Raw genomic sequence first — 25,662 nt, 5'->3', positions numbered from 1 at the left:
AATTAAAATAGACTCCCCTATAATGGAGAGTCTTTAAGCTTAAAGTATGTAATAATATGCTCCCGAAGAGACGCCTCTAATTACAATTGTTGAACTCACATCTGCAACGTCTCGCTTACGAATATCAATAACCGCTATAGTATCATGCAATCCACCAACTCTCGGATAGATAAATCCACCTAAATCTGGCTTTGATATGACTAACTCAGACTCAATCTCACTAAGTCGCATAATCAAAATCGTTGACTCTAATTCGCTGATTTGTTTCACATCAATCGTACCATCTAGGTATTCTTTATCTTTGACATATAGGTCACTTGGTATCTCAGATGTGTACTTCACTGTAATCATGGAAGACAAGTCAGGCCTCGATAATTGAATAAACGATTCAAAGTAATCGGATACTGGAACATCGATATGCGCTGTTACATCATAAGAATCAATAGCCCGAACATTTACATACCCCAATACTTCTGGTCTTGAGATACTTATATATCCATCAGTTTCAGCAGTATATTCTGTTCTAACGTAAACTTCAGATTCCAAACCGTAGTTAGCGCGAGTATGCTCAGATACTTCAACATAACTGCCTAAATCTGGCTTCGATATTGTTATTCGACTATCAATATATTTTTGTGTTCGATTGGCTACATCAATGTAACTCTTCAAACTCATTCTTGGATCAATCGTAATCATTGAATTCATATCTGGTCTTGAAGTAGATATGGTTGACCACAAATCGGAAACTGCACTTTCAATGATAGTAATTGAAGATAACATTGTAGATTCATCTGGTATTGCAACGGTTATCCAAGAATCCGCTTCATTTCTATTAATGGAGATGTAACTATCAATATCTGAGAATAGTGGATCTTCATATCTATGGATGTAGATTGTTGAATGCAACGTCTTTGTTCCGCGGGTACTCTTGACTGTGATAAATGAGTCAATATCTCTAGGCTTCTTTTTATAAACAAACAATGTTGATTCTACTTCTGAACGTCCATAAGATCGAACTTGAGATGTAATATACCTTAATTCGAGTATAGGTGGCTTTGTTGACTCACGAGTATTTATGTAGATAGGCTGATTGTCGCTTGATTTAATTATCAATCCATAATTAAATAATGTTTTATTCTGCCATCTTTTTAAAATTTCTACTACATCAAACTCAATATATTTTAACTGAGTATTGACGACATAGGCATTACTCAGTAATTCAATACTGTTTGGTTTATTGGCATAAGTGATCCCATATTCATACCAAACCGTACTTGGTTGATATAGTTCAATGTTTGCATTGTTTCTAATTGTTCCGGTGTAATACAGTCTTAACTTTGCACTTTCAATGTTTAGTAGGTCTGGAATTGCAGAATTTAAATCACCAAAATTGACGAATGATTCGAAGCCTTCAAAATCACTCTGACCAATCATCATACGCTGAGTGTCGCCATAGTTGATAGTCTGAAGGTCAATACGGCTACGGGTAGTTGCATCTGCTATGGGCTTTAGATCAACAGTAACCCGAGGAGCTTCCATTAGCTCATATATCCCTTGAGCCCTATTATGAGGCCGCACATTAATAGTTGATTGTATTTCAGTAACAGACATGGCAAGGATAGAAGAGTCAAGATCGCCATTTCCTCTGAACATTATGTTAAGAATGTTTGTTAATTCACTTTCGGTGGTAAGTCTGACCGATATTGATGATTCTAAAGAATGATTATCTCTAAGAGAAACTCTAATTTCAGACTCTAGTGTTGACTCGTCTTGAGCATATAATATATATTTACTTGTAAATCTGTTGGAGGGACTTTTTACATATATGAATCCCTCCGTATCATGGTCAGCATAGTACAAAAATGTCACTCCTCATCTCATTGTATTGAGATTTAAACACGATCTGCTTTGACTTTTAAATCAAATGTACCATTGGGATTTGGCTTGGCAGTTATATTGGTAGCAATCCTTATGTAGAAATCAATCTCATCATCGGGCTGCATTAATCCATAAGTCAAATAGTCTGTGGCTAAGAATGGATTATCTTGCCTTGATAATTGAACAAATACATCTTCTTTAGAATGACGCTCATCCATTTCTAGAAATATATTGTTGATTGGATACCCCAATTGATTCTTAAGTTTTATTTTTTTCGTGAGGGTAGTTTGTCCAGCTATGATAATATCAAAGTCTAATTGTTTTAATATATCCCCAAACGTATCCGACAAGTACTCTCCAGTTTCATCCATAAACATTAATCCCGAGTATGTGCCTACAAATGTGGTCTCCCAGTAATCTGTTTCCCCCCAGTAATCTTGAAACTCCACTTTGAGGATGTTAGGTTGATTAATAATAACATCACGATCAGAGATATTAATATCTATATCTTGTGGAGAGGGGGCTAATCTAGTAAAACTGCCATCAGAAGGATAATACGCTTTGTCGTTTAAAAGAATACGATACTGAACTTTACCTTTATCAGTGTCATCTAATGTGCCTGTTAGTTTGCTGCCAGATAATGAGAGTTGTATTGTTGCGTTTGTGTTAAGTACATAAAAAGCAACATCGTCCATTTTAATTGTCTCCATGGCTGAGGTGACGCTTAGTTTCATATTATCAATCGCAATACCGGGATCTGAACTATGTATGTTATCCTCTATGTAGTAAGCAAATCGAATTTTATTACCTTTATTCTTCAAGTTAGTCGAATTAATTAAAGAAATATCATAATGACTCATCCCATTTTTCTTAAAAATAGTCAAACTTGAAACATCAATTGTGCTCCACTTACCAAAACTACACACTTCCCAAGTGTCGCCTTCATTAAACGATACGGCATATCTTAATTTTCCATTTGTTGAGTTGAGTTTATCTACAATCGAAAGTAGATCTCCATGAATATTAAAATCATCTGTCTGGATAACGGATTGCGGAGAGGAGATGGACGAGCTAGATGCAACTTTCGGATTATTATTATCACTCCATGTGACCACATCAAAATCTCCCTCAAGTTCATCCAATGGAGAGTGGTTGGTGGTAATATTTAATTCGGCTGACGTTTTGGAGGGATCGTCTGTATAATATAGAACATCTACACCGTCACCCAACTCCTCGTAGAGGGTAAAAGGTTCGGTTTCAATTGTGATTATAGATTCAGTTTGATTCGGGTCATCGGCATATTCGATAATTTTGATCTCTTTAGCTTCCCATTCTGCTGCTAGAATAAAAGGTTCGGTTTCGATGTTAAAGGAAGCTTCAACTTTCGTTGGATCGTCTGTGTAGCAACATAGTTCTAACTCACCAGCAAGTTGTGACCAAGCAGATTCTGGGATCAAGGAAGCGGTAGAAGTCCCATAATTAAGGTAGTCAGCTTCACTTACATTTAAACCTCGATCTGTCCATACTCCTGAAGTGTAGCTATAATATGAGCCACCACTGAACACAAGTAGCTTTTGGATAGCCATTATTTTCCTCCTTTCTAAATCTAAATTAAATAAACAATCATTTCACATGCTTAAGTTATTGATGCTTTCTTGATTGGTGTTTTAGATGTATCTATTTTTTGCTTAAACACTTTGCCTGAACCTAATTGGGTTGACGAGGTCGTCAAATATGACCTCTTAGACATCTGCTTATAAGTCTCAATTGTCTCATTTTTTTGTATTCCATATTTAATAAAAATTCCTTCAGAATACGAAGAACAAAACAGGAGAGTTCTATTTGTATCATACATCTTCAATTCCTGTATGCCCACATAAGATGCATTTCCATTGTTTGCAGTGATGTTTATTCTGTATTTTTTGAACTTTTTTACATTAACAAATTCAAACTCTTTTTCTGTCCATAATATCCAATCAGTAACATTGCTTCTTTGGTCTAGTACTGTCCAATTTAAACCATTGTCATTTGTCCCTTCAAATGTCCACGATTTCGGAGCAACATTCACATTATTGAGTCCATGAACAATAGTATATTTATTTACTACTGTTGTGTCAGGGAACTCATAAGCCAACCATCCGGTCAATTGCCCTGATGCGGTAACCCAGCTATTGAAATTGCCACTTTGGACTATATTTTTATCAAAAGCATTAAAAGCATTGTAAGCACCACTGGTACTAAATGTACTACTACAAGTTGCAACCCCACTTGGCAAAATGTCGCTAGTCATTTGTGGAATTATATCAGTAACATCATAAGGTAAACTGAAATACTTATCTTCCGATGAAATCAAGAATCTACTTGAATAAGGGTTATATATTTTCAACTCCCCAGAAAAATCTATATCTAACGCATCTAGATCAATAGATGATGATCCCCAACTTATCTCGACATAGTGTTCACGGCTTGCTAAATTTGTTTTTTCATAAACAAGCGTTTGAAATTGCGGACTTCCATTTTGAGTGTATGTTTGTTCTATACCGTCTATCTTAATCTTAGCAATGCCGCGCGCTGGGTCACGATAGCCAATTATTCTTATCCTTGTTCCTGAAAAATTAAAAAATAATTTTGCATTCGCATCAGAACTGTATATATTTGTTCCGTTGTAATATGATGTATTGGTTGTAGTTAACCAGTTCCCATTAAATTTAATTAAGTTATTCTGACCATCGTAACGTCTCCAACCGCTTTCTGGGGCGGTCAGCGATTGCCCTATAATTGCCATTAAAAGAACTCCTTTCAAAACAAAAAGAACACATCTGTATGGTGCGTTCTTCATAAATTTAGCCAAGGATAATTTTATCAACTCGGCGTTTTGACATGTCGATTGTGTGCTCGAAGGTTTTGCCTATGCCCAATATTACATTTGTACTTTTTATATCTTTTTGCTTGGTTACATATCCGTTAAAATTGGAAATCAAATCTGCTCCGTAATTAAGGAAGTTCTTTTCGCTATCTGTCTCCATTTTAAATACTGTAGAATCTTTGATTGAATATTTGTCATCTGATGAAAGTAAGAATTTACTTAGAGTTGGTTTGATTACTTCGCTGTAAATCTCCAGTTCGTCAAGTACACCTTTTCCATAACCAGATGCAACGGATGCAAATCTACCAAGTGTAAGATTATTTGAGTACGCTGTTGTTTCTAAACTTAAAGGCTTTCCTTCGTATACAAGCGATCTGTCAATATATATTTGTATGGAGTTGCCAGCTAGTGTGCCATCATAAGTAAATAAAAAATCATGAAATAGACCATTATTGTAGTGACCGCCAGTCCACACAAAATTGAATGTGCCTGACGTACCTCTTGACATTTGAAATGCGATGCCGCTCGGTGTAGTTGCAAATAAGAAACCGCGTTGTGCAGAGGTTCCACCACAGTCAATGATAGCCACATTCGTGGAAGGTATTTCATCATACTTAAACTTGAATCGTACACTTTTTTCCCCGTGTGGAATAACTGGTGCATTAAATTGTACATAACTATTTACTCCATTAAAACTTCTAGCGTTTCGATGAACGCCAGTAACAACAGTTGTACCATTGTTTGTTCCAATGTTAGAGCCTTTACTATCTATTAGATTTCCAGATTCCTCATCCATTTTAAACCAAGAAACACCACATAAATTCATTAAGTATTGCGTATAGATTGGATTATAAATCACTACAGTGTCATCTCCTTCCTAAATGAAGTCATTATTTTACAGACAAATTAGTAATCTCCATGTATTTATTTAAATTTACTGTTGATTTAAAAACAATGCCTGAACCAAGCGTCACATTACTAGTCATAGGCTGCACAATAACTTTACTGTTACGATTAAACACACTGAGATCAACTATTCCATCTGAAATAAATACACTTTTAAGAGGCAATGTTGTTGATACATTAATCCAAGCATAATTTTTGAAAGTTTTATAATTAGCGGAATCTTGAATTAGAGAATAATTAGCCAAATTGTCACCTCATTTATTGAAACGTTATTCCGTTAATCTTGCTTAATTTGTTACGCTCAAACTTTGTGCGATAAAGAAATCCATCTTCGTGTGTTGATACAGTAGGTGAGAGTGATATATTGCGTTTCAACCTCAACGTTCCATCAGATGATGAGACATAGTTTGTATTGTATTTACCATCTGTAAACTCATCTACAGTGAGCAACGCAGGAACCGGGGTGGAAGATAGTTCAATCTTAATTCTTGCATACAATCCAACTGGACTATTTATTTTCCCATCTACATATGTAATCTCAACATAGTCAGACCAGTCAATATTATTGGTGGATGACTTTGTGTATATTTTGTAATCCACATTTGAACCAGCATCCACCATAGTTTTGACTACTCGTTGAAAGGCAGTTACTTTATCGCCAATTGCAATCACAGCAGATTCCCATGTGCCCTTTGAAGAGTAGACAGATTTCCCTGTAGAATCAATAGCCACCTCTTTAAGTTGTAGTTTTCCATCTTTTAATTCTGTTCCATTGTGTACGCCAAACGTTAAGTCTATGGGGAGCCCAATTTCTTTTGTTGACACTTATCTCAACTCCCAATTGATATTACCCGAATGATTTGCTTTGAGTGGTGCGTCAAATTTATCAATCATTATTCCATTTTTCCGCACTACCAATTGCCCAATTAAATCCTGATCTGATGTAATTTTAATTTGAAGGAAGGGGATTTGTTTATTGGGGAGAGAGAGGATGGATTGATAGTTTATATTTACACCATTTAAACTCATTGATTTCTTATATCCAAAATTAAAGCAATCAATATTATTTTTGAATTTGCCTTCCATATTTCTTGAATTAAGATTTGCATCTGACGATCCATTTTTATACTGGATGATGTCATTATAGAGGAACGCCCTACCCGTTAACGGATACTCATCATCTCCGACAACATAAGAGATTGAAAACCGATCCTGATTCACGTGGAATACACCATTGGCAACATTGTAATAGAGCTGTGAACCTTGACCAACGATTCCAAAGCTGACTAATTTATTTTTGTCTATACTATAAAAGTTATTTGATTTCTTAGTTAGTAAATCGAATTCACATAGATCAGTATCGTCATAATAATCCGCAACCCAAACGTATGCTTGTGTAACAGGAGAACGATTAAATTGTTTATTTCCTAGGATCAAAATTAAACCCCCTTTAAATTAAAAAAGGACAGAGAATTTTCCCTGTCCTGAATGTATAATGTTAATATGTAAATAATTAGACGTAGCGATATGAGATACGCTTCTTGAAATTTTGCCTCCCTGAAGAAGCGTCCAAAGGTACTTCACATTGAATAGACAATGTTACATAGTTACCTGCTGCATCAACAGGGTTACCGTTGTTGTTTACCCCTAAAATCTCTTTAACTCCCGGCTTCTGTGGTGTTGTATAGGTTGCCCCTGAATGGTCTTTAGTAGTTGAACCTGTAGTACCAATTGGTTTTGAAAAGTCTTTACCCACCCGAGAACTCTCCTCATCCAAATCAGTTTCGCCTAGCGAATCTACCTGTACATGAAACCAGTTATTTTTAACAAGTTCGACGATATTTCCTTCTGTTTCACCAGTACCACCACTCATGTCACGAGTTGTGATTGTGCAATCTTCCATTTTTGCCACATCATCTGTACCGTTATAGTTATTCCATACGTTAAAAATAAAAATTGGGGATTTGTCATCTGCGTCAACTGTTCCGTAATTGAATGGTTCTGTAATTGCCGCTGTATGAGTCGCATTACGCCATGAGACGATTGGTTGCACCATATGTATAAAACTCCTTAGTATTTAAATTATGTTCTTACTGTTACTTGAATAGTTATACTCTGAATATTTAGTCCTGCCTTTATTACATTCGCTCTAAATATATCTCCTGCCAATACTTGATTATGTCTAATCGAAACCAACTTATCATCTTTCCTATCGTTAGGATTAAACTTAATATTCCTATCAAGTACATTTAGCCAAGTGTTGAAATCTCTGGTTCTTTCTATTGTGATTTCAGATTCCGTTTCCCCAGCGAAAGCACAAATAGCCTCCACTTTCACAATCTCACCAGTGAAAGGGAAGGGAGCTAATACACCTATTGGTTCCTGAAAAACGTATGAGTCCTTACATAAGACAATTACCCTATCTTGCAATTCTAATGGCATATCTTTGAGTTTCTTATGCTCCTCAATACTCATCAGTCCATCTTTGAAATCATTAACAACTTGCAGATTCTGACCGAATACATCGATCTCAATCCAGTGGTTACCATCAAATCGATATCGTTTACCATCCTTATATGTCTGTACTGTCCATCCAATCTCAGGTAATGGATACATCAATCTCAGTTCAACAATATCTGCAACAGGCTCTTTGAATACGAGACGAGTTGTTTCATATGCATCTTTAGCTTTATTCGCAGCTATTGTTGCATTATCAGCAGCTTGATTCGCTTTGTCTGTTGCAACTCTTGATAAATCTGTCTGAGCTTGTGACTCCTTAATGGCATCCTCAATTTTACCTAGTGCAATCTGATTCTCATTAATCTTAGCTTGGATTTGATCAATGTAATCCTGCAATGTAACCACCACATCTGGATTACGCGTCACCATGGCATAGATACGAGAAGCGGGGTACATAATTAATCCTCTGCCTTTGTACCTACAAAGATGTACAGTTCCTTCTTGAGAAGGGTGAAATTGAATAACTCCCATGCCGTAGTGGACGAGAAATTCATGCTCATTCAACACTGGCCTATTCTCGAATACCTCTTGATCAATTTCTATAAATCCAGCGATGTTAACTTTGTCAGTAGGAGAGGGCAGTTCAAGGAGAGTTATAATTCCATTAATGACAGGCAGCGAGTCGGCTCGATCAATGAAGGGATCTTGTGGTGTTCCGCTCCGAGAGATAATTGTTAAGGGGTCATTATATTGTAAATATGTACTTAAATCTGGCAATTGTTCACCTCCTTTTAATTGACGAATACATTGGTGCTGCCAGAGGTAATTGGTGTTGTCGTGCTGAGATGCGTTGTCACGTTTTTAGTGATACTTGATACTGCTTTACCGCCAACAAAAACTGTAGAACTACCTGTTGAAACTTGACCCGAACCTGATCCTGATGTGCCGGGGCTGATTGAAATAATTGATCCACCCAATTTAGGGGAAGGTGATGGATCTGCTACCCATTGTTCTTGTGTGGGAGATGATATAGAGACAATTGGTTGCCCATTAACATAAACAGTCGAGCTAGAATTGACTGAGCCTGTAATTTTTGCGTCAGTAGTGTGAGTAACCGTACTATAAACAGGACTATATCCTGTACAGTTGCCGAATTGATCCCATGATGAACATTCTGATCCACTTGGATACCTCTCAACATATGAGACGTGTCCACTTTTGATTGATTCTTGAATAGTTGATCCTTTATATGCTACACCAGCCATATATCCTCCTATTGTAATAGTGTAAATTGATATCTAAACTTGATATCCGCATCACCAGTTACCCTTAGTATATTTTTTCCTGTGGGGAAGGAGAGATAGTTGTTATTGAAATCTTTGTATCGATACGTGACCGCTAAAGATGTTTCAATGTCCTGATTTTCATTGTCAACAAACACTGTTTCACCATGAATGAGACTTTTAAACTTAAACTCTTCATTGTTGTGAGAAGTGTTGATGATACTGAAGTCACCGTTACCTTGTTTGGTTATCCAAATCTCAGGGGAGCAATTTTTATCTCCCTTATTATCAAATAAGAGGATTGGTTCGAAATAAAAAGTTGTGCCCCTAAACTCAGGTATTTCATTGTAAGTATTTCTCATGAACAAAACACGGAACATTATACTAACATTATAGAATCCCACATCCTCAACAACATCTGGGATATGAGCACCATTGATACAATTCTGCCACTCTGACCAGTTAACGTTGTCTCGTGTGAATCGAGTTTGAACAACAATTTTAGATCCAATTGGCTCAACTGATTCCCATGACACTTTACTCAACACACCATCGGCGCTAATTGGAATTGGTATAGGTTCAGAAGTGTAATTTCCTTTAAGATTGATAATTGATTGCCATGTAGTCATATCATCACCTAACCAATCTTACCAAAGGGATAAAATAGTGCTGCACTACCAGCTTCTTTCCACCTTGTTATTCGGTAGGTGGCCCAAGAAGCATTCTTGTCGTAAGTGGTAGTTCCATCAACAGTTTGCCAAGGTGGTTCTGTATTACCTGACTCTCCTGCTTGAATGTTTATATAAAACCCACCATTATCGATAGTAGGCAATACGATATCATTTCGCCTGTATTGTGTATTTGCTGCCCATGTACTCGCCAATCGAGTATCATTGAATTGAGCATCAGTGGAAACAGGGAAGATGGGTTCTGTGAAGCCAGATGTGCCCGATTGAACACAAATGTAAGCATGACCATTATCAACTCTAGGGACAATATAATCACCAACAGTATAACTCTTAAGCATTTGCCAAAATGGAGCCGCTTTGCCTGTGCGTACATTTATCCAACCAATGTATCCATCATATACAGGTGCAGTATTATATAAACGCTTAGTTCTTAGATAGTCCCCACTTATTGGGGTAGCAGATACATAGTCATCCGATATGAGATCAAGTAAATTAAAATTATCGCCAAGTTCTCTGATAGTTTTTTCTATTTCGTCTGTAAAGGAGGGTATCTTGAGCTTAAGTTTATTTGATTCAGTAGACATTACATTTGATTCTCCTTTCTTTAAATATCTGACCATTTAGTACCTACGCCAAAGTCAGACCATTTTGGTCTTGCTGGATTAGGCATTAAATTTCCTTGCGAATTCGTTATTGTTGATTGATGTGTTCCAGTTGAGTATGTATTCTTCTTGATCTCCATTGGAGTGTAATTCCACTGGTATGTACGAGATGTCATGATGGGAGAGTAGGAATAAGGGGAGTCACAACGAAAAGTTAAGTTGATATATCCTTGCTTGAGACAGTTATGAACCAAAGTGGAATCATCAACAACCATGGCATAGAAAATACGCTCAGCTCCTAATCCATCCTCATTAACAAAGTACAATTCTTGATAGTATTCGTGCTGGGTCAGCCATTGGGCAACTTCTCGAATTTTAGCTGTGTTCCAAGTTTCTTCAAATGCAAAAGAGACCGAAAACTTTAGTGGCTCAGTTTCAGTCCTCATAAAATATGGCTTATCGTTTCCTTTAACTTTTTCCTCAATAATCTCCCTAGAAGGGAAAAATATCTCTTCTTGCATCCCACTGTTTAAATTAACATTTAAAATGCCATAGTCAACAGATTTGATACCAGCAAAAGAAAAGTAGAGGGAGTCACGTATTGTAATCCAAATCACCTCCAATATAAAATTTGGACAAATAAAAAAAGCCCTATTTATAAGGCTTTTATGACGCTAATTTCTATGTAAAATCGGTATTTCATTTATATTTCTATATTCAATATTGTGGAAATTAAATAGCCACTGTGATATATTGTTTGTAGCAAGTACTGAATAAAGTATTACTGGGTATAATAAAAAGAGCAGGATGCGCTAACATCCTAACTCTTTACAACAGCCGCTTTCAAGGGCGGTGGCTGTGGACAGGTAATTGAAATGGGTCGCTACCTTACCGAGGGCGGCCTATTTCCTTTTGTTTTGATTATTCAATGCAATGACGATAGTTACAATCAGTCCAATCAAGGTTACTATGAACCCCGCAAAACTGATCATCAACGTCAGCACATCTTTCATCTCCACAGGCATCACCTCCTTTACAGGAGACTAGCCGACCGCCCAATCAAGCCATTCTGTTGATAAGGGATATTATACCATACATTTTTACTAGTGGATATTATCACAGGAACTTATACTAGGTAAAAGTATGCTTTCATTGGAATATAAAAAGCACTCAATCTAATGAGTGCTTAAAAATTCATATAAGTATTAACTTGATTGGCATACTGCACCTTAAGACTGTCTCTTTTTACTTCAAATTCTTCTTGAGTGATCATGTTGTTATCAAGTAGAGTTTGAAGTTTGTTGAGCTCATTCGTAAGCATTCTAGTGTGGAAATCTGCTTCTTCATTTTTTGCTTTAGCAGCAGTTGTTTTCATAGCTTCGTATGCGTATAACCCAAAGAACAGCAGAGAAGAGACAATTAAAATGTTTGGAGCAGGGTGATGTCTAGTCAACGAAGGAACTGAAGCAAATCCCAGAAGAACTAGAGCAAGGGCAAAAATTAAATAGAAATTCTTTTTGTATAGCATATGTAGACCTCACTTCCTAATTATGGAATGATTATATCATGCCAAAAGGAGTGGGTCTACAGTATTAGAACATGTAGATTTTCAGCAGGTCATACATAGCGGAACCTTCTTTAGTGAGATCTATGGGCTTTTTACCATCATTGTTTTTGATATCTGGGTCAGCTTTAAGAATTTTAAGTTCACCGAAATAGAATCTATCCTCATTTTTAGCTACTATGTGTAGAGCAGTCATACCCTGCGAATCTCGAATGTTGGGGTCAAGTGCATTGCGTTTAATTGCTTTGTAAGCTTCATAATTATTCTCTTCAATAGCTAGCATTAGTAGTGTCTTTGAAGTTGAGCTATCTTGGTCATTAACCCCAAGAGTTCCGCTATTTAATGCTGTGCGAATCTTCTCAGCATCTAATTTGTCATCAGTTGAGTAAGTCTCTTTCAAATTTTTCACCTTTTTACTTGCTGTAGTATTTGCGTTTGTAGAATTGCTTGGAGCAGTAGTAGTTGAACTGTTAGATGTTGATGGAGTTGTATTGGAGCTACTTGATGACTCTTTTAATGAAACCTGAGAGTTGGTAACAGACTCAACAGAATAGCCCATGGCATTTGCCGTATCTCGTACTGGAAGATAAAGCTTTCCTCCAATGTTCATTGGACTTACAGATAATGTAGCTTGAGTTCCATCTACAACAACCTTAACATTACTTTGAGTGGCTTTAAAATAAGTAGCAGCTCCTACGGCAGAACCAGCAGTTACTGCAATACCAACAATTGCACCAAGCATGAAAGTTGGTAGCTTAGTTAATATCTTCTTCATAAGTTATGTACCTCCGAATTTATATAGTAAATTTATCCTGCTTATCTAGATAAATTATACTATATATATCGGTATTATTTTTGGAAAAGTTTAGTTCAAATCAATACGAGTACCATTAATTTTTACATTTCTTGTGGAGTTGATGTTGATGTCACCGTTTTGAGCTATTTCAATGAATGAGCCAGATTCGATACCTATCTTGACCGACTTCTTAGCAAGTACATTGAAGGAGTCCATTGTGATATTAATATCACCACCATCACTTTTAATAAGTATTCCATCATCTGCGAGGTCTACACTTCTTAATCTAGCTGTATTTGAAGCCTTGTACTCCTGTTTGTAACCGCCATTGTATTTGGTATTGACCATCTTGGCTCGATCATCTGGGCCACCATCACCTGTGCCAATTTTCTCTACTGGCTGAGCAGCATCTCCAGACCCTAAGAATGTTGTTTCACGTTTTACCTTCATACTTGATTCTGGCAAAGTGTAGGAGTATGCAATTATTCCTGTGCTTTCTGTGGTTAGTATGCGCTTTTCACTATCTTGCCAAAATAAAAGTCGACCACGAGAATCTTTCGCTTGTTCCTTTGCGGATACTTGTGCTGTTACATAACGCTGAAAGTTATCTTGAATATCAATGTAGTCGATGTACTGACCAACATTAGCATCTTTACCGATGGTCTTTAATCGGTTTACAGTTAAATTGTTAATATAGCCATCGTCTGCAAGGATTGTATTGACTTCTAGCATTTCAGCCATAAGTTTACCAACATTAATCATGTCAAAATGGTCAAGATCTATAACTCCCGCATCGGTATCAATTAATAGTTCTCCAGCTTTACCATAAAATTTAGCTTTATGTGCTTTGAGGTTTCCGAAGAGATCGACGGAAAATACGGCATCATCGAAATTCTCACTTCCAGCCCACATTCCGATCTTTGGAAAAATCTTAAAAATGCCCTCGCCATCACGCAAGGTTAACGATGATCCTTCAATTGTCCCATCCTTAAAGAGTGAGTTTTTGATTTCAGCCGAATCAGCGAAGAGCTTATTCATCCATACATTCCCGAACATATCTGCGTGCAGTGGCGCTGTTTCCCATACAGATCCTCCTAGCTGAAATCCTGTATGAGTCACTTTAAATATTCTCTCACCCTCACCAGCTTGAAAGTTTCCTTTCATATATAAATCGCCATCTGTTGAGGTATAGAAGGTCTTATCAAATATTGTACCGTTTTTTCGCTCAATGGAGAATCCATCGTCAGCAGTTACATTAACCCTATTAACAATGTTGAGATCATTACAGTTGGTTGATGCATAACGATTCAGTGTAAATCCAAATTTATCGGGAGCTTCAGATAATAAACCAAGTCTCACAACAGGTCGACCACATCGATCATCAATCATTAACTTGGAACCTTCAATTGTAAATACACCTGTCGTATCACCGATGACCACGCGCTGTCCAAGTATGACTTTCCCGTAGACCATCTCAGCAATGACCCCATTAGCGTCGATCGCTGTTTCGAAACGGAGGCCTCCTGATCTCGTGAGACCTATTTGACCGTGGGTCAGACGAAGGAATCTAAGAGGATCGTCCACATCACTGATTGTGATGCCTAAATTGTTAATATCTACCGTATTATTGATACTCATATTGATACTATTGGTAATCCTATTCCACACATTATCGAACAATCGACTCATCTCAGAAGAGTCAACTACAGCCTGACCCCACTTAGTCTTACTCGTATCAACAATTACACTAGTATTCTTCGTATCCTTCAAAAATTTCTCTAATCTCGTACTCTCATCGTTAACATTCTTAGCATTGCTCAACGTTAACTTAATACTCGATCCACCAAAGTCATAGCTAATCTCACTTATTCTTGCTGTTAACTCAATCCCCAATGGTTCATATTTAACATTAACGAAATCACCAAGGTTTAACTTTTTCCAATTACGCTGCTCCTCAATAATCTCCAGAAAATTTACAATATCAATCTCTACCGCTAATTGAGGAACTTGCAACTCCTTGAACTTTTCCATTGCCGCATCGTATAAATCTTGCTCATCTATGTATACGTCATCTGCAAATTCACGTTCAATCACATAATAGTTCAGCTCTTGTAATTGTTCACTGGTAAAGTTGTTCTCCGAATCCAATAGCGTATGCAATCCACTAATCCTAGTCTGCACATTCGTTATCTGATTTAACTTATTGTTTACTTCAATTTGCTTTAGATTAATTTGATTCTCTTTATTGTCTAAGCTGTATCTCTCCACAATAGCTGCATCATTACCAGCCATCTGATACTCTTCAATACTAATCGTTGCAACCTGCATGAACACGCCAGTAGATGATCCATTAACAGTAATTGTTGTTGTTTCTAAATTGTTCAACTTACCCAACATAACCCATCTACCTGAAGTAACAGGTTTAACAGATCCATTCAACGCAACAGTCACACCAGAAGAGGAATCAACTTTAATCATAGCTGCATAGTTATATCCTTTGTTCAATTTGAATGTTCTCGATGTGCTTCCACTATGACTATACTTCTCAAAGAACATCTTATCTCCAAATTGTTGAGCCAATGTTACTTCTTGTACAACTTTCTCGTCTTGTTGTAACTTATTGAGATCAATTTTAAGTTGGTTTAACTGTGTCTCATATCCTTCTAATTCCTCAAGATATTGCTTAAACAATCCAGTCTTACTTTCAACTAATGCCTCGTAATCCAACAGCGCATGACACAGTGAATCCGACATCCAATGACTTGATGAAATCACTGTTTTATTGGCATCTCGTTCAAATGGATAAATGAAGTATCCATAGTTTTCAATATAGTTTTGCCCAGTTGGATTAACTTTTTGAATACCTAATCCATCTTTACCAGAAGCGGAGAGACGTGTAACCATTTCCTCTGAGCTCCGATTTCGACTCATACTTTTCATTAGTTTGCCATGCGAAACAGTGAATCCCATGTTGATTCCAGTTAGCTCGGGCTTAGTCATACTCAATGTACGTTCGTCTGTGTCGAGTGTAACTATGGCATTGTATACTTCAGCAATGGAGTATATAGCTTCGAGGACGGTAGAGGAAGGGAATTCAAATGACCTCTTACTTAATTTGAAATCGGCATCAATATAATCAATATTCCAGATAGTGTTGCCTAACCGAAGCATATCTTCAATTACTTTATCTGCTCCGTAAGACTCAACTTCATAGCTTTTTATCAATTTGTCTGCTAATTCACGAGTCAAAGAAAAACATTTAATATCCATTACATCCGAATCATCGAGATTATCACTAATATCATTTACGATAAACCACTCAATTTTAATCCCAGTAACAACTTTGATTAAGTATCGTTCTTTGATTAACTCCACATTCTTATTAGGCTTCAACTTGTGATGCTTATCAATAAAGTAGGGGAGAGAAAATGATAATTCGCTCACATCATTCAATTTAACATCTATGCCATCATTGAAGATTTCGCTTAATTTACTGATAATCTCACGATTTGGTTTAGCCAGAAAGTATTGTGGTTGAATAGGTTTCCTATTGTGGTCAATTTCTCCTAACATACACTTTCCTTTCTGATAAATAAAAAGAAGAGGGGATCAACCCTCTCCTTAAATCATTCTTGTTTTTAATTTGTTGTTTAAAGCATTTTCAAATTTACTCAATAAACTTGAACCAGTATCTGTATCTTTAGCATGTATTTCAACCTTATCAATCTGAATGCGATTGTCGTTGGTTGAAGGAGTGGGTACTGACTTCGAGAACAGACCAGTAAAATCTAATCCATTTTTAATCTTATCTGTAATTCCGCGAACAACGTCCACGATTTTTAAGAGGTTGGAGGTATCAGATTTATTAAGTATCAATTCCTTCTCGTGCGCCAATAGGAATTTGCCCTCTTTTCCTATGCCAGCAGGAGTCATGCCACCAGTCTCAGCGCTGAATATTTTTTGATTTACTAAATCTTTAAAACTTCCATCAGGAAAACTATACACAGACCGTAATTGGTCATTCTTAGCTTTAAGTGAATCAAACTGTTGAGTAAGATTCTTGTACTGCGAAGAAGCCTTATCAAGTTTAGACATTTCAGCCTTAATCGACTCAGCAGACTGTTTGTTACTCAAATACTCAGTCCATGCAACTCGTGCAGCAGTTGTACCTTTAATAGCTCCTGTTTGACCAGTTGATCCACTCCCACTATTTGTACCACCACTTCCCGGTTCAGTAGGGGAGTAGTCACCAGATTTAAACTTGTCTAAAGTGGTTCTACCCAACTCAAATTGATCTACAAGATTCTGCATTTCCTTGGAAGTCTCAAAAATGTGAGTTTTCATGTTGGCAAATAACTTATCATACTCGCCACCAATAATACCAAGTGTAGCAGTTACAACGATAGCGTCATTACTCATCAAGCCTTGTTTGAGATTATAGAAATACTTCTGATCCTCTAAGATGTCTTTGTATTTACGCTCAGTCTTTTTCTTCTCTTCATCCAACTTGTCAAGAGTATCTTGATGTTGTTTATCTTCTTCATCTTTAACTTTATCGTTGTAATTCTTGTGGTCGTCAAGCTGATCTTGTAACCCTTGTTTAACTAATTCGCGTTCACGATCACGTTCAAACTTACGAATCTCTTCATCGATGGCTGTGAGTTGATCATTTAAATCTTTACGTCTAGCCTTTGCATCCATCGACTTGTCGCCAGATATATCATTGAGCTTATTCATAATCTTTTGACGTTCATCCATTTTTTTCTGAAGTTCTTCAGTATAATCAACTCCAGAATTCTCCCGATCCAATGCCTTGATTCGATTATTAATGTAGTTTTCAAACTGTTTTTGTTCATCATCGATGTTCTTGGTGCGTTCCCCGTGACGCTCATTCTCTTTTTTAATTTCTTGATCAAGAGCTTCGAGTGCCAAGTCACGTTGCTGTTCGATAACTTTTTTGTACTCTTCAATGATATTGTCAGCAGCAGATTCTTTCAGATCTTTAAGTCGATCATTAACATCTTTCATTGCAGAACTGGTATTAAGAAGGGAAAGGTTAAGTTCTTTCAGCAGGTTGGTGTATTTAACTGTTTGTTCAGCATTGAGTTTTCCACTACTCAACAAGTGCTTTATATAGTCAATTTCTTTGACAACAATACTGTTCTTTTCTTCAAGGAAGGGAATCTGACTTCGTAACTCTTTGTTATATTCTACTGAGCCCTCAGTCAATCCTTTTAGATTCGATTCAGATAAAGACAAGCTATGGTCTTGATCGGCAAGCTTATCGTTATAACTTCCAATAAACGACTCAATAACATTTTCACGCTTAGCATAGATTTCCACTTCATCAGCCAATAACTGATTTTCTATTTCAGCAATTTGCTTATTATACTCCTGAGAAGTGATTTTCTTTTGTTTCATCAACTCATTAATTTTCTTAATTTCATCTTCTCTGAATTTACGTTGTTGCCCAATTAAACTAATTTGTGATTGTTCCTCTTTGCGCCATTCCTCAGAATTGACATAGAACATTGACTGTTTATTTGAAGATTTATCGATTTTATTCTGCACTTTTTCAATGGCATTAGAGTATTGTAGCACCCAATCATCAATTAATTTAAATTGGTTCTCTCTTTGCTCAGTGCGAATCTCCTCAAGATCATTTTTAGCATTTTCTTTTGCTTGAGTTTTGTCGCTTTCAGATGCAGCTTTAGTCGATGTTTTTGTGTTAACTGAACTAGTAATTGATTCGCCAACCCCATCAATACGTCTAGCACTACGATACTTAGGCGCCCAATAACTGCTATCTAAGTCTTGTTCCTTAAGGCCGGAATTACCCATCTGAATGAATTTGCCGTTTCCAGTGTATACGCCAACATGAGAAGCTTGTTCCCCTTTAACTGTTTCAAAAAATACTAGATCTCCTTTTTTGAGATCTTTCTTAGCTACGGCAGTACCTTGTTGCGATTGTTCGGCGGCAGTACGGGGAAGGTTTATACCAAGAAACTCATCGAACATCTCCTGTACAAATTGAGAACAGTCAGATAGAGCACGTTTCTTAAATTGATCAAATGTCCCTTCAAATTTGCCATTGATTTTCTTGTAAGTAAAATCCCCCTGTAAACCAAGAGCATTTGAGAGCATTGTGTCCAATTTCGATCCAGATCCACTAGAGGAAGAATTTGTGCCAGAGATTGAATTATAGTTAGCTAAAACTTTAGGAGCATAAGCCTTCGTTTCCGAAAACGGAATGTTACCCATCTGACCATTTTTAATCCATTTGTTCACATTTCCAGAACCTGCATTATACGCAGCTAAAGCATACTCAACATTTCCATTATACTTTTTAAGCAAATCTGCAATGTGCTTTGTACCACCCGCAATGTTTTGTTCAGGATCATATGCGTTTTTAACACCCAACCCTTTTGCGGTTTTTGGCATAAGTTGCATTAGGCCCATAGCTCCAGCATCCGATTTAGCGTTAGGGTTGAATGTGCTCTCCGTTTGAATAATGGCAGCTACGAGTCTTGGATCAACACCATTTTCAGAGGCGTATTTATTGATTATATCATCGTATTCTCCGGCGTAATTACCACCAGAAGTGTTTGAAGTTGTAGTAACTTTGTAGGAAACAAGCTTACTTGGATCAGCGATACCTTCCTCAAGTAATTTAGCTTTTTGTTCCAAAAGTTTGTTTTCTGCCATTATCGATTTCCGATATGCGGAAGATCCTTGTTCTAGACTCTTTTGCTTATTATGTAAAGAATTAATGGCACTTTCTACATTTTTAAGTTTCTTCTGTAGATCCGTCAGAACTTCATTGGTTTCACTATATGACTCATTGGACTTGTCGTTCGATTTAGTAGCATCCTGTACAGCCTCATCACCATTCTTAATCATTTCGGTGGTGTCGGAGCCAATACTCTTCCATGTTTGCAGTGTTGCAATTAACTCAGATAATTTTTCCTTTTCGTAAGTTAAGTCAGCTTGCTTGCCACCAGCAGATCGGACAGCACCCATTCTGGATTCAGTCTTGATATCTTCCAATGGATCTTTACCAGCGATATCCGAGTAATCTTCTTTCATCTGATCAATGAGTTTTTGTCGGGCACTCATTTCTAACTCAACGGTAGCAATTCTAGATATTGAAGCTTTAATTGCAACCTCAGTTTTCTTAATTTCGGCATTGATAAATTCTGTTTTCTCTTCTTTTTTTGCTTTTATGAACTTCAAAATAGACTCTTTACTAAGTCCAGTGATCTTAATAAAGTCTCCATACTTTTCATTCATCTTCTTGATCGTGTCGGCAGAAAGAGTGTTCTTTTTCGCGAGTTCAGACTGAGCTTTATTTAAAAGTTCAACTTCTTCTTTTGAATTAGTTGCCCATACTGATAGTTCATCAAGCTTTTTGGACATCTCACTGACTTTTTGTCCTGTTTGATCAGCTGAATCCCCTAATCCATCTACAGCATCTTCTGTATTCTCAACGCCTTCGACTACAGGCTGGTATTTAAATTGGGAGATCGCACCACTAAGACTGTTAATTGCATTTGCAGCGAGAGTACCAACACCGGGTAATCTCTCTAGTATGTTTACACCTTGCTCAGTAGTCGATATGTTTCCATTTTGAGCAGCATCGAAAACTTTTGAGATATCGTTTTTAAGCTCGGTTAATGGAATTTTACTTTTTGCTGAAGCATCGGAATAAATATCAATCATCTGACGCGTAAGACCATTAATTTTTACGTTATTTCGCTCTTGTTCGTCTACATAGTTTTGTCCAGCAGCTTTTAACGCTAGACCTTTTTTATTTGTATATTGTTCAAGTTTAACTAAAGATTCATTATATGCCTCTTCTTCTACTTGTAGAGCCTTGGCAGCATTTTGATAGTGACGAGTATTAGCGTCATACGAAGGATCAGAAGTGCTAGTGTTACTCAAAATTGTAGCTCTCAGATCGTACTCTTCTTGTGCAATTCGTTTGCTTTCTTCTCGCACAGCAAGTTGCTCTTTATACTTTGAGATGTTCTTCTCAATATCTAGTGCATTTGCAGCATAATCAAGTTCTGCACGATCTCGCTCAATTTTAATCTCTGCTTGTTTCAGTTCAATTGCAGCTTGAATAGCTTCGTTGTTAGTTTGAATAGACTTAGTTTGACCATCAATACCCTGAACAGTGATACCGTATTTAGAAGACAATTCACTTTCAATTTGAGCTAATTTTGTTTTCTCGTCAAAGTTGAGAGTAGTCTTTTTGGTGAGTTCATCATATTCACCTTGTAGCTTTTTAAGGTTGGCTAAATCATACTGTTTCTGATTTAACACTTCCGTTTTATCGGTAAAGTCCTCTGTTGCTTGAGTTGCATCAGAGAAGAGACCAACGATACCTTCGATAGCCCAACCTAATGCAGCAAAAGCAGCACCGATTCCTGTTGCAATCATGAGTCCACGAAGAGCAACTTTAGCTATATTAGCTGCACCAGACAAACCCATAAGCGAAAGTTTAGATGCAATAGTAGACAAGGAAAATCTATTTAAACCTGCTGAAGCTGTACCAGTTTGAATAGTAAGCCCAAACATCGATGCGATAGTTTTAGTCATTTCGATGATAAGCATACGGAAGCCAAGATGAAGACCGAGAAGCGCAACGCTTGCCACCCCGAAGATGACAGGGAGAGCACCAACTACATCGACTACTTTAGCAACACCGTTTAACATGGAAGCTATGAGGGAGGTAAGGGTTACAATTGAATCAGAGATTATTGCGTCTCCAAAGGCGAGGGACATAGTTTCCCATGCAGTTTTCATTTTCTGGATTCGTGCTTCGAGCGATGCCATATATTTCTCATTCTCTCGTGTAGCCGAACCTTGAGAGTTAAGGGCTGTTTCTGTAGCGGAAAGAGAAATATTATAATTTTGCATCAACGCGAGAAATCTGGTGAGCTGGTAACGCAAATCTGTTACTTTCAGGCATAAAACGCCTTACTGACTATACTTAAAAAAGTATAGCGGGGAAGGTTCTTCCAAAAGTGTCTTTACACTTGACCTTCCCTCTCTATGTTTCCATAGATGTTCAGACTATAACATCTTCTACTTTAATAGAAGGTCAACGTTTAGTCGTTACGGTTGAAACGTTTGTGAGAGGTTTGAAAATTTTATGTAATTTTGATAAATCTTTTCGATATAAGGCCACAAACTTTAGATTGCTATTCTTAATTATATCTAACTTTATTGTCATTTTCTTTTTGTAATGTTCTAATTCAGGCATACCGAAGTATTCTACAATAGTTCCATCTGAGAGTAACCAGTCACACCTTTTCATTCCACATCGTTCATCCTCGGAAAATTCAGTATATGGAACTTCCTTTTCAAACGTTATATTATTTGAAATAAAGAATTCTGTAATGGTTAGTTCTGCTTGCGACAGACAGATTGTACCATCGGAAGCTTCATGAAAACCAATAGATCCAAACGTATTAATGTGATTGATAGGGAGACTAGCGATTGAACAAGCGTTATCATAAGATCCAAAATATCTGTAATAAGTCATTGGCGAAGGCAGATCCTCAGATATGGAGATATCTGTTAGAGTCGGTGTTCGTCCCAGATTATTTGCAAGTTTTTTAAGGTCGCAAATCAACTCTTCTTTAGAGAAATGGGTGTTAGTTTTTTCTTTTTTTAAGCCCAAATTTGCTGCCTGACACATGATCGCACTTAAACTTCTATTGTTTAAGTATAAATTTCGTATGGATTTGTTTGATAAAGAAGGGTAATATTCTTGAAGTATTTCGTTTTCTATATTAGACCAAGCTTCTCTTGACACTAAACCCATTCTACTGGCTTTAGTGTGAATTGCGGATTCAGTTCTATTTGGGAAAAACTTCTCAATGAAAATTTTAGTAGGCATTTCACAATAATATTTTTTTAAATACTCAATTTCTTCGTACGTATACTGAAAGTTTTCTCTTCTTATCTTCATTTTAGAAGCCATGCGAATTATTTCTTCTCTTGGAAACCTTTTAATTTCCTTTAAAATTAACTCCCATGATTCAGTTGGATAAAGTTCGTTAAGTTTGTCTAATTCATCTTGAGTCCATTTCTTATTAAATCGAGGCACATCATATTTATCAAGTATCTTATAGAAATTTGTGATTCTGTATTTTTCGCAAATATCTTTACGCTTTAATCCATTTTTGTAATCCTCAACGATACTCAACTCAATTTCTTTTTCTATTTTAATCATGCTCCAATTCTAACTGTCTCTCTCACAAGACGCCTTACCTCGGTATTGCCTTCACCATTATGTGCTAAGGTGTTCACCGATATGGTTGACTTTGCAACAGTCAATCACTTGACTGTGGGGCCGTTATTTTAACCCGCCAGCTGCACTGCTGTATTTTGTTGTTGTTCCTTAGATAGGCCAGACCATTTTCCAGCCAATTCATCTAGAATAGAAGATACGTCTCGAACTTCACCGTTCATTTCACGCATTGAAACTCCAACGCCACTCAATACATCCTCGGATTTACTCATCGAGGTGATACGTGAGTAGATGGATTTAAGCGAGTTACCAACCACAGCACCACTTTCACGCGTTGCAGTGGTAATTGCCGTAGTATCACCAATTAATTTCTCAAGACTCACACCGAAGGTATTGCCTGCCGCACCAGCTCTTGTTAGTGACAAGGCTAAGTTCTGAGTCGTGATAGCGTAGTTGTTGTCTACCTCATTAAGTTTATTAGCAATTTCAATACTTTTACTTGCCTCTATATTGTATATAGTCATTGCTGCCGTGAGAGTGTCTACTGCTTCTCCCGGTGTTAACTCAGATATGTTCTGTAGCAATGTTGTTGTCTTTGCAAGGTTCATGGTCTGATCTTCATCGAATCCCATACGTGCAAATCCGATAGCATTCTCATTTACCTCTGTAATACTTCGACCTAACTCATTTGCCAATTGAATACTACGATTCAACATGCCCTCAAAGTCTGTCGACTCATCCATTACACGTTTTAACTGAGTCATCTGGCTATCTACTTGAATAACAACACTAACCATGTCTCTTAATGCCCGTGTAACCATATATACAGATGAAGTTGCACCTGCCCACATAGCTACCTTCGAAGCGGCATCGCCAAAACGTTGTCCTAGTGTTTTCGTTTCATTACCAGCCAACTTAGCTTGAGAGGTGATCTGTGTTAACTTAGTTTGTAACTCTGTCAAAGCATTCTTGTAATTGCTAACTTTCGATACATTGCCTAATTGAGCATTTAGCGCGGTTAACTCAGCAACAGCAGAGGAGTTACCCTTGAATTTAGTCTGGGCTGCTGTAATTTTCGCTTGCATATCAGCAACAGCTTTTTGCCTGTTTAAATTTTCAGTAATAGCTGCTGAATGTGCCTTATCCAATGCATCACGATCACGAGCAATTTTCTGTTCTTCAGCAAATCGAGTCTTCAACTGGTTAAGAAACTGTTGATTACGCTGTTCTTCCTCTTTGAGATTCTTATCTGCCAATGCTTTACGTGTTGCATACTCTTGTTGCGCTGCTTGCTCACGTTGTTTATTGATTGCTTGCTCTTTTTGTAGCGCATCTTGCTGTTGCTTGAGATAGTCAGTTATTTGACTGTAGTTCTTAACGTTGCCTTCATTGTCTACATTGACGCTAACTTGTTGACCAGTCTGATTTTTATATGTATTTGTCGTACTATTGATCTCACCAAGTTTGTTTTTATTGGCTCTGGTACGTGCTAGAGCGTATCCATCTAATTCTTTTTCAAGTTGCTGAAGAGTTTTCTTTTGTTCAGAGTAAGCCTTGGATTCTTCATTAATCTTCTTGGTTGTTTGAGTGATAATTGAGCCATTGGCTAATTGTTTCTGAGTTACTTTCTCAACTGAACCATCCAACATCTTAGTTGTTTTAACCGACTCATTAATTACCTTTTGCTGTTGTTCTAACGCAGTGCTCAATACTTTAGTTGCTGCTACAAATTCATTCATCGATTTAACAAATGATTTATCGATATCTACTTTCAAATTCAAAGATTTGAGGGACGGATGTTTAGCTAAAGCTTTAATTTCATCGTTGATATTCTTAACGCTGGAACCCATGCTGAGACCAGCTTCAATCAAAATCTTCAAATCAGTCATAATACTTAAATCACTTCCTTTTTGCTTCTAGTGTTAAAAAGAGAAATAAAAAAGAAGCGATTCAAATGATCGCTTCCCAATTTTACTCGTATTCAATTTGTTCAACCAATTCACAGACCATGTCATAGGTGTCGGCTTCATCACCTTTAAATGTAACAGGTGAGTGGTTTAGTACACTATCTCTAATTGACAATAGCATTTCCTTGTTGTTGATATCCTGTGGAATCTCATATACTTCATTCATTAACTCATTGATATCGGCTACACGCTTCACATTGTCTTTGATTAGATAATCACCATTCTCTTTAATTGGTTGGCTATTTTCATCGTAAGCTATGTATTGTTTATTGATTTCAACTGTTTCATCTATAACTGTTTGCAGTTTATCCATCAGTAAATACTTAAAACGTGTCCTCATACGAGAATCTTTCCGTTCCAACTCAAGGGAGTGGAGGAAGACAATTAATT

General features: G+C 37.0%; 21 protein-coding genes. All 21 read right to left on the bottom strand.

The window, feature by feature from the left end; all coding sequences use genetic code 11:
* Window positions 1–39 precede the first annotated feature (39 nt).
* The 21 genes from ACETMN_RS22070 to ACETMN_RS21970 all read right to left on the bottom strand — a co-directional run bounded on the left by ACETMN_RS22070 (window position 40) and on the right by ACETMN_RS21970 (window position 25,585).
* Window positions 40–1,860, bottom strand: coding sequence for a DNRLRE domain-containing protein (locus tag ACETMN_RS22070; protein ID WP_091014560.1), 1,821 nt, complete (start codon window positions 1,858–1,860; stop codon window positions 40–42).
* Between the two features lie 32 nt (window positions 1,861–1,892).
* Window positions 1,893–3,464 carry a hypothetical protein gene (locus ACETMN_RS22065; RefSeq protein ID WP_091014559.1) on the bottom strand — a complete coding sequence of 524 codons (1,572 nt, stop codon included), beginning with the start codon at window positions 3,462–3,464 and terminating at the stop codon, window positions 1,893–1,895.
* Window positions 3,465–3,514: 50 nt separating this feature from the next.
* The gene (locus ACETMN_RS22060; RefSeq protein ID WP_091014558.1) at window positions 3,515–4,663 is read right to left on the bottom strand and encodes a discoidin domain-containing protein; all 1,149 of its coding nucleotides are present in this window, start codon (window positions 4,661–4,663) and stop codon (window positions 3,515–3,517) included.
* 58 nt (window positions 4,664–4,721) lie between these two features.
* A complete protein-coding gene (locus ACETMN_RS22055; RefSeq protein ID WP_091014556.1) occupies window positions 4,722–5,603 on the bottom strand; it encodes a LamG-like jellyroll fold domain-containing protein in 882 nt (293 codons plus the stop codon).
* A 31-nt stretch (window positions 5,604–5,634) separates the two neighbouring features.
* Window positions 5,635–5,895: a hypothetical protein gene (locus tag ACETMN_RS22050; protein ID WP_091014554.1), complete on the bottom strand. Its 261-nt coding sequence runs from the start codon at window positions 5,893–5,895 to the stop codon at window positions 5,635–5,637.
* A gap of 13 nt (window positions 5,896–5,908) precedes the next feature.
* Window positions 5,909–6,475 (bottom strand): hypothetical protein, encoded by a 567-nt coding sequence (locus ACETMN_RS22045; protein WP_091014552.1) that lies wholly within the window; start codon window positions 6,473–6,475, stop codon window positions 5,909–5,911.
* Window positions 6,476–7,087, bottom strand: coding sequence for a hypothetical protein (locus ACETMN_RS22040; protein WP_411735145.1), 612 nt, complete (start codon window positions 7,085–7,087; stop codon window positions 6,476–6,478). It lies immediately after the preceding gene.
* Between the two features lie 76 nt (window positions 7,088–7,163).
* On the bottom strand, window positions 7,164–7,706 hold the full coding sequence (locus tag ACETMN_RS22035; RefSeq protein WP_411735144.1) for a hypothetical protein: 543 nt from the start codon (window positions 7,704–7,706) through the stop codon (window positions 7,164–7,166).
* Window positions 7,707–7,732: 26 nt separating this feature from the next.
* Window positions 7,733–8,887: a hypothetical protein gene (locus tag ACETMN_RS22030; protein WP_411735143.1), complete on the bottom strand. Its 1,155-nt coding sequence runs from the start codon at window positions 8,885–8,887 to the stop codon at window positions 7,733–7,735.
* Window positions 8,888–8,901: 14 nt separating this feature from the next.
* Window positions 8,902–9,375, bottom strand: coding sequence for a hypothetical protein (locus tag ACETMN_RS22025; protein ID WP_411735142.1), 474 nt, complete (start codon window positions 9,373–9,375; stop codon window positions 8,902–8,904).
* Window positions 9,376–9,383: 8 nt separating this feature from the next.
* Entirely contained in the window at window positions 9,384–10,022 is a 639-nt protein-coding gene (locus ACETMN_RS22020) for a hypothetical protein (protein ID WP_411735141.1), read from the bottom strand.
* A gap of 8 nt (window positions 10,023–10,030) precedes the next feature.
* A complete protein-coding gene (locus ACETMN_RS22015; protein WP_411735140.1) occupies window positions 10,031–10,666 on the bottom strand; it encodes a hypothetical protein in 636 nt (211 codons plus the stop codon).
* A gap of 20 nt (window positions 10,667–10,686) precedes the next feature.
* Window positions 10,687–11,301 carry a phage tail domain-containing protein gene (locus ACETMN_RS22010; protein ID WP_411736432.1) on the bottom strand — a complete coding sequence of 205 codons (615 nt, stop codon included), beginning with the start codon at window positions 11,299–11,301 and terminating at the stop codon, window positions 10,687–10,689.
* 285 nt (window positions 11,302–11,586) lie between these two features.
* The gene (locus ACETMN_RS22005; protein WP_336120830.1) at window positions 11,587–11,703 is read right to left on the bottom strand and encodes a putative holin-like toxin; all 117 of its coding nucleotides are present in this window, start codon (window positions 11,701–11,703) and stop codon (window positions 11,587–11,589) included.
* Between the two features lie 167 nt (window positions 11,704–11,870).
* A complete protein-coding gene (locus tag ACETMN_RS22000; RefSeq protein ID WP_411735139.1) occupies window positions 11,871–12,212 on the bottom strand; it encodes an SHOCT domain-containing protein in 342 nt (113 codons plus the stop codon).
* Window positions 12,213–12,276: 64 nt separating this feature from the next.
* A complete protein-coding gene (locus ACETMN_RS21995) occupies window positions 12,277–13,023 on the bottom strand; it encodes a stalk domain-containing protein (protein WP_411735138.1) in 747 nt (248 codons plus the stop codon).
* 90 nt (window positions 13,024–13,113) lie between these two features.
* Window positions 13,114–16,617, bottom strand: a complete 3,504-nt coding sequence (locus ACETMN_RS21990) for a phage tail protein (RefSeq protein WP_411735137.1) — start codon at window positions 16,615–16,617, stop codon at window positions 13,114–13,116.
* 48 nt (window positions 16,618–16,665) lie between these two features.
* Window positions 16,666–21,966 (bottom strand): transglycosylase SLT domain-containing protein, encoded by a 5,301-nt coding sequence (locus tag ACETMN_RS21985; protein WP_411735136.1) that lies wholly within the window; start codon window positions 21,964–21,966, stop codon window positions 16,666–16,668.
* 184 nt (window positions 21,967–22,150) lie between these two features.
* Window positions 22,151–23,287, bottom strand: a complete 1,137-nt coding sequence (locus ACETMN_RS21980; RefSeq protein WP_411735135.1) for a homing endonuclease associated repeat-containing protein — start codon at window positions 23,285–23,287, stop codon at window positions 22,151–22,153.
* Between the two features lie 128 nt (window positions 23,288–23,415).
* Window positions 23,416–25,194, bottom strand: coding sequence for a phage tail tape measure protein (locus tag ACETMN_RS21975; protein ID WP_411735134.1), 1,779 nt, complete (start codon window positions 25,192–25,194; stop codon window positions 23,416–23,418).
* Between the two features lie 82 nt (window positions 25,195–25,276).
* Entirely contained in the window at window positions 25,277–25,585 is a 309-nt protein-coding gene (locus ACETMN_RS21970; RefSeq protein ID WP_411735133.1) for a hypothetical protein, read from the bottom strand.
* Between the last annotated feature and the right edge of the window lie 77 nt (window positions 25,586–25,662).

This window comes from Paenibacillus sp. M2 (assembly GCF_046713495.1).
Lineage (GTDB): Bacteria > Bacillota > Bacilli > Paenibacillales > Paenibacillaceae > Paenibacillus > Paenibacillus amylolyticus_B.
Note: the sequence above shows the minus strand (reverse complement) of the source record. Positions and strands in the feature narration are given on the sequence as shown.